The following is an 11,206-nucleotide window of genomic DNA, read 5'->3' as shown; positions in this document are numbered from 1 at the left end:
TGGTTCAATGGTGCTATGCTTAGTAGATTTCATACCTATCGGTCAAGGAAAATTCGAATATTATTACGAATGGAAATGCCTTGACAAAACAATAGGTATGGCCTAAGAATCTCCAGCTTCTACAAGCTGGAGAGGTTCAAACTAAAACCATCCAATGTATAAGATATTCACCATTAATATAAATCTTTAAATATTTTTCTAAACGATAAATAATATTGGAGGTTAAACAATACAATGATGTTTAAAAAATTTCTTATTTTCATATGTTTGATAACGGTTCTGTTTACCGTTGCAAGCGTTAATGCAAGCGATGTAAATGAAACTGTCATGGCAAGTGATAATCAAGATAATGAAGTGATTCTTGCTGAAAATCAAGACAGTGACGAACTCAGTGTAACTGAAGAAAATGAACTAAGTGCAAATACAGGAACATTTACCAATCTGGCAAATGAGATTAAAAAAGCCGATAATGAATTAAATTTAACTCGGGATTATGTTTATACCGCACCTATTGGTTATCGTGAAACTGATGTTCGCTATGTAGAGGGAATACCTGTCAATAAACAAATTACTATTAATGGTAATGGTTTTACAATAAATGGAAAAAATATAGCATGCGCTTTTTTTATTTTTAATACCAATAATCAAATCGTATTAAATAACATTACCTTTAAAAACTGTTACACTCCATCAATTGGTGGAGCAATCTATTCTAATGGTGAAAATATTGTTATTTCAAATTGTAAGTTTATAGATAACTCTGCTAAAGAGTTTGGAGGTGCAATGCATATTGTTGGTGACAATTCCATCATATCAAATTGTACTTTCATAAATAATAAAGCACCAACAGGTGGAGCTCTCGTCACTAACAAGAAGTGCACCATTATAAATTGTACTTTTATAAATAATAAAGCGGATAACGGTGGAGCCTTCATGACTGGGGAAGAAAATACCATTTCGAATTGCATATTCACAAATAACTCTGCAAAATTCGGTGGTGCCCTCTGGGTACAGGATCCTAATTCCGCTATAATGAACTGCATATTCACAAATAATGTTGCAAAAGAGGAAGGGGGTGCAATTTGTTCAGTTGATAATGCCGACAACCTAATTATCTCAAATTCCACTTTTACAAATAATAAAGCAACAACAGGCGGAGCCATCAGGTCATATTCTCAAAACACGGTTTCAAATTGCAGTTTCACAAACAACACTGCAGACCGTGCCGGAGCCATCTGGATACAGGGTGCTAATTGTACTGTAATAAACTGCAAAATCACAAACAACACTGCAAATCGTGCCGGAGCCATCTGGATACAGGGTGCTAATTGTACTGTAATAAACTGCAAAATCACAAACAACACCGCATCAGATTTAGGTGGTGCCATCTTCTTAAGGGGTTCTAAAAATTCTTATGTGAAAAACTGTAACTTCAGCAATAATAATGCTGCAGAAGATGGAGGGGCAGTTTATGTGGCGGAGTTTTGTACAAACGCAATCATCTCAAATTCCACTTTTACAAATAATAAAGCGAAAGATGGAGGATCCATGCTAATTTTCTCTCCAACCACTGTTTTAGATTGCAGCTTCACAAATAATACTGCTGCAAATTCTGCGGGTGCAATTTGGATGCAAGCTGTTAATTCTACTATAATAAACTGCAGTTTCACAAACAACACAGCATCAAAACGTGCCGGTGCAGTCATTATGACTGCCACTGAAAATTGTAATGTAAAAAACTGTAACTTTACAAATAATGTTGCAAAAGAGGAAGGTGGGGCAATTTCATGGGATTATAATAATAATGGTAATGTGGAACACTCATATTTCTACAATAACACTGCAAACGAGGGTGGTGCAATGTATGGTGGTACTGCTGTGAATTGTTCCTTTATCAATAACAATGTATACAACACAACAATTCAATTTAATGTTAAAGATAACGCAGCATTTATAGGGAGCGTTGTATTGTTCTATGGTTTGCCTGAATGTAATCTTACAGTAACTGCCACTGATAAAAATAAAGACACAAAAACATTTAACTGCACTGATAAAGGATGGAATATAGAAAACTTAAAAGCCGGCACATATACTGTCAAATTCACTATAAAACAGTATGATGAAAATAAAGGCGAATTCACTACCAAAATAGATGTGAAAACTAAACAAATTCAGGAATTGGATGAATTAATCCGCAATACCCAAAATGACACAATTGTTCTGGATTATGATTATTCATGTTATGACAAGGGCAATCTGGCAAATGGAATCATAATTAATAAATCCGTTACAATAGATGGTCAGGGCCATAAAATAGATGGTAATAACCTAATGAGAATTTTTCAGGTAACCAATAATGCAGAGGTTACATTTAAAAATATAATTTTTGCAAACGGACAAGCCAATTATGGTGGATTTGGTGCTGCCATCTGGAATAACGGAGCAAAAAGCGTCACTGCAATAAACTGTACATTTGAAAGCAATACTGCATCCTATGGTGGAGCAATCTCTAATGTAAATGCTTTAATATGCTCATTCAATAATAATAAAGCATCAGGCTTTGGAGGTGCAATGTGGGGCGGTTCTGCTGTGAACTGTTCTTTCATCGGCAACACTGCAAGGTATGGTGGTGCAATGCAAAGGGTTAGTTATGCTCATAATTGTTCTTTTATCAGCAATTCAGCCAGTGATTTGGGTGGTGCAATGAACGGAGGTTCTGCTGTGAACTGTTCTTTTATCAACAATACTGCAAGGGCAGGCAGTGCAATCTACACCGGTTCTGCTGACAACTGTTCCTTTGTTAATAATACTGCAGATCTCACTCAAATTAAATTCTATATTGATGATAAGAAGATATTCTTCCCAGGTAATGTTGTATCATTCCAAGGTTTGCCGGAATGCAATCTTAAAGTTACTGTTACTAAAGATGGCATCTCAAAAGAATTAACATGCGATAATAAAGGATGGAGTATAGGAGAATTAGAATTAGGTATTTATAATGTCCAATTCAACATAGACGGAGGTAACAGTGGAAACGTGAACACCGTAATGCAACTGGGATATGCTCTTGATTTAAATGCTACTGTTGAAGATATTTTCGTAGGTCAAAGTGAAACTGTTGAAATCTTCGCCACAAATAAAACATTCAAGGATAATGTTACTTTATCCATAAATGGAACTAATTATACTGTTAATGTAGTTGATGGTTACGGAAGTTATGTTGTTTCAGATTTAGCTGTAGGCAATTATACTGTAACTGTCAACTATAAGGGTGCTACATTTTGGCCGGTTAAAAAGTCAGTGCAATTTGAAGTCACTCCTAAATTTGATCTTAATTTAACAGTTAGTGTTGAGGACATCATCGAAAGCCAAGACGAAACTGTCAAAATCCATACCATTGACATATTCAATGGCACTGTCACCCTATCAATAAACGGCAACAATCAAACAGTCAATATTGTAAATGGTGTTGGTAATTACACTTATCCAGAGATGCCTGCTGGCAATTATACAGTAACTGTCAGCTTTGACGGAAATACTGGATTCAATGCCGATTCAAAAACAGCTAAATTCGAAGTCCTTCCAAAACAAAACCTCAATTTAAACGTCATTGTTGAAAATATTACTGAAGGCAATATGGCTATTGTATCTGTCAGTGCCAATGAGTTATTTAATGGAGCTATTAAGATTTCCATAAACGGCACAGATATCCAAAATGAAACTTTAGAACTTATTGAAGGCAATGCCACTTATTATGCTATGGACTTGAATGCAGGAAATTATACTGTGACTGTTAGCTTTGATGGAAATGTGGCATTTAATCCTGATTCAAAATCAGTTAAATTTGAAGTCAAACCTGAAAAGGATAAAGCTGATCTTAACCTGACAGTTACTGTTGAAAATATATTTGTAGGTGAGAATGCAACCGTGAAAGTCACCACAAATGACACATTCAACGGCAAAGTCATATTGGTTATAAACGGCATTGTTAATGACAATATAACCATAGAAAACGGTGAAGGTTCATATGATATAGAAAACTTATCTGCAGGCAATTATACTGCATATGTTGGTTTCAATGGTGACAATGTATTTAAAGGTGATGCAAAAGTAAGCATGTTTGAAGTTGAGAAACGTGATCTTAATTTAACTGTTGCTAATGTCGAGGATATTTTCGTGGGTCAGAATACAATCGTGAAAGTCACCACAGACAATCTATTCAATGGCAACCTTTCAATTGTTATAGCAGGCACTGCTAGGGATATCATCACTGTAACAAACGGTGAAGGTTCATATACTATAGAAAACATACCTGCAGGCAATTATACTGCATATGTTAGTTTAAAAGATGATAGGATATTTAAAGATGATGCTAAGGAAGTTTCATTCTCAGTCAAAAAATATGATCTTGACTTAAACGCATTTGTTGAGGATATCTTCGAAGGTCAGGGCGCAACTGTCAATATTACTACAAATACTAATTTCACCGGCAATGTGATTGTATCAATAAATGACATCAATTTCACTGCCAGTGTTGTTAATGGTGTCGGCAGTTATGTTGAGTACGATTTGGCTGAAGGCAATTATACCGTGACTGTCAGCTTTAATGGTAATGACAGATTTAATGATGATAAAACATCAAATGCATTCAAAGTCAAACCGAAATACAATCTTGAGTTAAATGTTAAGGTTCTGGATATTTTTGAAGGTCAAACTGAAACTTTTGAGATTCATGCTATTAACATATTCAGCGGCACTGTCACATTATTGGTAGATGACGATGATTATGCAGTTGATGTTGTTGACGGTTTTGGCAGTTATAGTGTTTCCGGTTTACCTGTAGGCAAACATACTGTAACTGTTGTTTATGATGGAAATTACAAATTCAATCCTGATGAAAAGTCAGCGCAATTTGAAGTTACTCCTAAATTTGACCTTAATTTAACCGTTAGTGTTGAGAATATCATTGAGGGCCAAGATGAAATTGTTAAAATCAATACTATTGACATATTCAATGGCACTGTCGCCCTATCAATAAACGGCTACAATCAAACAGTCAATATTGTAAATGGTGTTGGCAATTGCCCTTATGACGATATGCCTGCCGGCAATTATACTGTAACTGTTAGCTTTGACGGAAATACTAAATTCAATGCAGCTACAAAAACTGCCCAATTCAAAGTCCTTCCAAAACAACACCTAAATTTAAACGTCATTGTTAAGGATATTGAGGAAGGTAATATGGCAATTATATCTGTCAGCGCTAATGAATTATTTGACGGTGGAATTAAGATTTCAATAAACGGCACAGACATTCAAAATGAAACCTTAGAAATAATTGACGGTAAAGGTAAATATTCTGCCAGGTATTTGGATGCAGGAAATTATACTGTAACTGTCAGTTTTGATGGAGATTATGCGTTTAACCCTGATTCAAAAACAGCCAAATTTGAAGTCAAGCCTCAAAAAGAAAAAATCGATCTTAACCTGACAATTACTGTCGAGAATATTTTTGAAGGTCAAAATGCAATTGTAAAAATTAGAACCAATAATACATTCACAGGCAATGTTATGGTAATAATAAGGGATATTATTGATGGTAATATACATGTAGTAAATGGTGCAGGGTCCTATTCTATAAATGACTTGTCTGAAGGTAGCTATAATGTATATGTCGGATACAATGGTGATTATACATTTAAAGCGGATGCAAATGTATTCAGATTTGACGTTAAACCTGCTGTTTATAAAATAATAAACAATAAGGATGTAACAATGCTTTATACTGCTAAATCACCTTATAAAGTTCTCATAACTAAAAACGGCAAGGCAGTAGGTGCCGGCGAAGTTGTAACCATCAAATTCAACGGCAAAACCTACAATGTAAAAACTGATAAAAACGGTTATGCGACCTTCAAAATACCTAACGTAAAACCTAAAAAAGCAAAATATGCAATCACTGCAACCTACAAAGGAAAAACAGTCAAAAACACAGTTAAAGTCAAAAGCATAATCAAAGCTAAAAACAAAAAGGTCAAAAAATCCAAAAAAGTTACCAAAGTAAAAATTTCCCTGAAAAAGGTCAACAATAAATACCTTAAGAATAAAAAGATCAAAATCAAATTCAATGGGAAAAAATACAAGGTAAAAACCAACAAGAAAGGAAAAGCAAAATGGAAAGTCAAAAAATCCATGCTCAAAAAACTCAAAGTTGGCAAGAAATACAAATACAAAGTAGCTTACGGAAAAGACAAAGTAACCAAAAAATTAACCATAAAAAGATAGGGATTTTCAAATCTCTATCATTTAATTATTTTTTTTAATAGGGTGCAATCCTCTTTTTTTCCATAGTCATGGAATGTAGATTCGCATATTTTTTTCACGGCTAATCTGTAGAGGTTTCGTGTTCCTTCGAAGTGATTTTTTCACTAGGCGCATTTCATGTAATGGATTTTGATTCATTTTTTCACTCCAAATGAAAAATTAATATATACTATTATTAATATAGTATATTATTAATGGATGATAGACCATTTTAAATGTAATAATGTTTATACATTAATGCTAAAATAGAAATATTTTAGGAATTGTTTGAGTGATAATTATGAGGGAAAAGGATTTCGATATTAAAAAACCAAGAAAGAAATTTCAAAAAACCGAAAGAGTCCCACCGGAAGGATATGATTCCGCTAATGACTTTTTTGAAGATATGTATATGGACAAAGACATGATTTGGATGGGTCAAAACACCAACCACTTGCATGACGATACAATTGCTGATGCAATGATTGAAGCGATTAAGGAAAAAACTTTTTGTCGATATCCGGCCCCTGAAGGATTTAAAGAACTTAAACAATTGATATTAGATGACTTAGGATTAAAAGACTTGGAAGTTTTATTGACCTCTGGTGCAACAGAATCATTGTATCTTGTAATGCAAGCATTGCTTGAACCTGAAGACAATGTGATTTTGTCAGACCCTGGTTACTTCATCATTGGAGACTTTGCAAATCGTTTCGCCGGTGAAGTGAGGTACGTTCCAATTTACTATCCTGAAAACGATTATAAATTGACTCCTGATCTTTTAAGAGAAAACATGGATGAGAACACTCGTATGGTAATCTTGATTGATCCGTTGAATCCGTTAGGTTCATCATACACTGAAGATGAACTTAAGGAATTTGCAGAAATTGCAAAGGAAAACGATTTATACTTATTACATGATATAACTTACAAAGACTTCGCAAGAGAGCACTTCCTTGTGGAAAACTTCGCTCCTGGCCAAACATTGACAATCTACAGTTTTTCAAAAATATTTGGAATGGCTGGTTTAAGAGTTGGAGGCGTAGTGTCCTCAAAACCGATAATCGACGCCATCAAGAACGCTGTTGTAAACGACTTGGGAGTAAACATCATTTCCCAATACGGTGCAATCGCAGGACTCAAGTCAAAACCTCAATGGTTTGACCAAATGAGAGAAATCTGCTTTGAAAACCAAAGATTAATCAGTGAAATGATTGAACCTATTGAAGGGGTTTTCCTTCCGGTTTATCCATCTGACGCGAACATGATGGTTATAGACTTGTCCGGTGCAGGAATAAATCCGAAGGAAATGTCAAATTACCTGATTGAAAGAAAATTATTCACAAGAGAAGGAGAATACACTTCTGAAGAGTTTGGAGACAGATACTTGCGTATAAGTTTCTCAATACCAACAGAAGAAATTGAAGTATTCTGCGAAGAGTTCCCTAAGGCTGTAGAGGCTTTAAGGAAAAAATAGGTTAGTATGAGATTTAGATATCATCAACCTATTCCAAATTTTTATAGTATAGAAAACCCTCACCATCCCAAAAACACCATATCTGATGATTTTTTAAATGAATTTACAGACATTGCCATCGCTTCACGATTTGTCGGTCTTAGCTATTCCAAATTAAGTGATGAGTTTAAGATGGAATGGGGCATAGATTGGGACAACATAATTATTTTGAAATATCCGATGTCTGAAGAAATACTGAAAATGGATCCATCAAAGGAAAAATGCAAATTGATGGACGAAGAATTTCAGGAAGTCGGTGCAAAGGCCTTTGCGCTTGCGGACATCTTGAGGGAAAACGGATTTAGGGCAGACTTGATCAATCCCTTGGATGACCGAGTGAGCCTAAGGGCTATTGCTTTGCAGTCAAATGATGCGGTGATTACAAGAAGCAACATGTGTCTGTTTAAAGAGGGATTGAATTTGGGATTTTTCATGATTCAAACATCAATAGAAAACCTTCCCTTTAAGGATGAAAACGAATTGAAATGGGTTGAAGATTACTGTTCGACCTGTGGAGTGTGCATTGACAGGTGTCCTGAAAACGCATTCGACGAAAACGATAAGTTCCTAAGGAAATTGTGCACAGCCCATCGTGAAGGCTGCAGCGTTTGCATCAATTTCTGTCCCTTTTACAAAAGAGGTTATGATAAAGTTAAAAAACGATATTCGAGGATGAAAAAATGAGTGAAAAAATAGCATTGGTATCATGCAGTGGATTAAGTCCGTTAGGTTTAGTGGTTCGTGCAGCTACTGTGGAATTGGCACTGGAAAACGATAATATTGTGGCAGCGTGCATCACTGAATATTCAGCACAGCCAAACAATTGTTCACCTATTCTGGATGATTCAAAAATAGTCACAATCACCGGTTGTGCGGATGATTGCGCTTCAGTAATCTTAAATGATAAGGATGTAAAATCAGTTAAGAACATTGCAGCCGATGCGGTTGTTAAAACATATGACTTAAACCCATTGGATGCCGTCCGTTTGGATGAAGATGGTGAAAAAGCGGTTGTTGTGTTAAAAAAATATATTTTGAAAGAATTAGAAAATATCTAATTGTCTAATTCTTTTCTCATGTCATTTGCACATACGAGCAACAATATTGCAAATGCTATTGAAAGCATTCCGTGAGTGACTATCACTGTAATTATTGCACAGGAGGCCAGCAAAATCCATCCATGTTTGCTTTTGCCGAATTTTGTTGAAATGAAGTATATGACAACAAACATGACTGCATAAAATATTCCGCCAAATATGAGTTTATCATATCCCACAAGTGCAAACCCTGATATTATCAATATTATTGCACAAATCAAATATGCATAAGACGCTCTTTTTGCTAATTGGGCACCTTTAATTCTATTTTCAAGCATTTTTCCCTCAGTCGGATAAGTAATAATATTCGCCTTTTTCCTTTTGTTCACGGTCTTTGTAACTGTCGAGCTTGTTGACTCTTGGTCTTTTTGTTTCCTTATCTCTTCTGAAGGTAATGTTGAGGTTTCCTAAAAATTCGTTCATTGCGTTTCTAAGGTCAGTCGGTTTTGATGCATGACCGTTTAATCCTGGGTTACCGTTGAATACCATTGCCCTGTCTGAAATGTAGTCGATAAACACGATATCGTGGTCTACAATCAATGATGCTGCGTTTCTGCTTTCAACCATCTTTCTGATTACTCTTGCAGCAATCAGCCTTTGTTCAACATCCAAGAATGCTGTAGGTTCGTCGAAAAGGTATATTTCTGCATCTTTTGACAATGTTGCGGCTATTGCAAGTCTTTGAAGCTCCCCACCACTTAATCCTTTCACAGGTTTGTCCAACATTTCATCCAATGTCAATGGTTTCATGATTTCGCTTTCAAAGATTTTGCTTCCGAAACTAGGTGCGTTCATGTATAAAAAGTCGCTCACTGTTCCCTCAAAGTTTGAAACGATGTATTGTGGCTTGTAAGCTATTGTCACTTCCTCATCAACTTCTCCGGAGGTTGGCTCTTCAACACCTGCAAGCATCTTTGCGAATGTGGTTTTACCTATACCGTTAGATCCAAATGCTGTAACGATTTCGTCGTAAAAGATTTCGCCTGCTTCAGCACTCAACTTGAATCCGTCGTAATCCTTGCTCAAGTCGGTGTATGCTGCAAGTGCATCCCCTTCGTCTTCAGGGGTTGGTGGTCTTATTGTGAATTCAATTGGATTTCTTCTGATTCTAACGTTTTCCTCAGCTAAAAATCCGTTGATGTAAGCGTTGATTCCTAAACGAACTCCTTTCTTACCGGACACTACACCGTATCCTCCAGGTTGTCCGTATAATATGTGGATGTTGTCGGACAATGCATCCAATGTAGCGAGGTCGTGCTCAATTACGAGAACGCTTTTTCCCTCTTCAGCTAAAGATCTGATTACCTTAACGGCATTCAACCTTTGGGAAACGTCCAGCCATGATGTAGGTTCGTCGAAGTAATAGAAGTCCCCTTCCCTGAGGACTGTTGCAGCTATTGCAACTCTTTGAAGTTCCCCTCCACTGAGGTTTTCCATATTTCTGTCCAGAACATTTTCAAGTTGCAATTCTTTTGTGACGTAGTCGAGCTTGTCACGTTCATTAACATTGCTCAATAAGTCTTTAACTTTACCCTTCACAACTTTAGGAAGCTTATCCACCATTTGTGGCTTTAAGATTGTTTTGATGTTTCCTTCAGAGAGGTCCTGGAAGTATTTTTGAAGGGATGATCCTTTGTAGTAGTCAATTACTGCATCCCAGTTTTCAGGCTTGTTGTCGAAGTCTCCGAAGTTAGGTATGAGGCTTCCTGACAGGATGTTCATGATTGTGGATTTACCGATACCGTTCGGTCCGAGAAGTCCCAAAACGGTTCCCTCTTCAAGGCTTGGAAGTCCAAACAGTTCAAACTGGTTTTGACCAAATCTATGAATCGGTTCTCCTGCTGCCTCAGGTAAGTTAATAATTGAAATAGCATCAAACGGACAGCGGTTAGTACATATTCCGCATCCTTCACATAATTCTTCAGATATCAACGGTTTTTTTGAGTCTTCATCAATTACTATGGTGTCTTCTTCCATTCTAACACCTGGACAGTAATGGATGCAAACGTAATCACATTTTTTAGGTTGACATCTGTCCTTGTCTAAAATTGAAATACGAGTCATTATAATCTCCTTAAAAATATAATCATTAATAGTTTTGTTAATACTATTAATTAAAGTATTGTTAAATTTGGTCTTTTAATTTATTTTTTTTTATAGAATATAATAATTAAAACACTTGCTTTCTTTGAATGATAAATGTAATATGATAAAATTTTTAAATAATAAATTTGATAATGTTACATAATTAATGTCATTTTTAGATTAAAGACTGTTAAAATTCAATAAT

Annotated in this window: 6 protein-coding genes; 4 read left to right on the top strand and 2 right to left on the bottom strand. The window is 35.7% G+C overall.

Features of this window, described 5'->3' with window-relative positions:
- The first annotated feature begins 237 nt into the window (after positions 1–237).
- From ILA26_RS08675 to ILA26_RS08660, 4 genes are all read left to right on the top strand, one after another.
- Positions 238–6,285, top strand: coding sequence for an Ig-like domain repeat protein (locus ILA26_RS08675; RefSeq protein WP_292896380.1), 6,048 nt, complete (start codon positions 238–240; stop codon positions 6,283–6,285).
- A 319-nt stretch (positions 6,286–6,604) separates the two neighbouring features.
- Positions 6,605–7,780: a pyridoxal phosphate-dependent aminotransferase gene (locus ILA26_RS08670; RefSeq protein ID WP_292896378.1), complete on the top strand. Its 1,176-nt coding sequence runs from the start codon at positions 6,605–6,607 to the stop codon at positions 7,778–7,780.
- 6 nt (positions 7,781–7,786) lie between these two features.
- On the top strand, positions 7,787–8,503 hold the full coding sequence (locus tag ILA26_RS08665) for a 4Fe-4S binding protein (protein WP_292896377.1): 717 nt from the start codon (positions 7,787–7,789) through the stop codon (positions 8,501–8,503).
- Positions 8,500–8,877, top strand: coding sequence for a putative zinc-binding protein (locus ILA26_RS08660; protein WP_292896375.1), 378 nt, complete (start codon positions 8,500–8,502; stop codon positions 8,875–8,877). Before ILA26_RS08665 ends, ILA26_RS08660 begins: the two co-directional genes overlap by 4 nt.
- Here ILA26_RS08660 and ILA26_RS08655 read toward each other — a convergent pair.
- Together ILA26_RS08655 and ILA26_RS08650 are read right to left on the bottom strand one after the other, a co-directional pair.
- A complete protein-coding gene (locus ILA26_RS08655; RefSeq protein ID WP_292896373.1) occupies positions 8,874–9,194 on the bottom strand; it encodes a hypothetical protein in 321 nt (106 codons plus the stop codon). The two genes, ILA26_RS08660 and ILA26_RS08655, sit on opposite strands and share 4 nt — an antisense overlap.
- A 7-nt stretch (positions 9,195–9,201) precedes the next feature.
- Positions 9,202–10,980: a ribosome biogenesis/translation initiation ATPase RLI gene (locus ILA26_RS08650; protein ID WP_292896371.1), complete on the bottom strand. Its 1,779-nt coding sequence runs from the start codon at positions 10,978–10,980 to the stop codon at positions 9,202–9,204.
- Positions 10,981–11,206: the final 226 nt, after the last annotated feature.

It is taken from the genome of Methanobrevibacter sp. (genome assembly GCF_017940815.1).
Lineage (GTDB): Archaea > Methanobacteriota > Methanobacteria > Methanobacteriales > Methanobacteriaceae > Methanocatella.
This window is presented reverse-complemented; position numbering and strand designations above follow the sequence as displayed.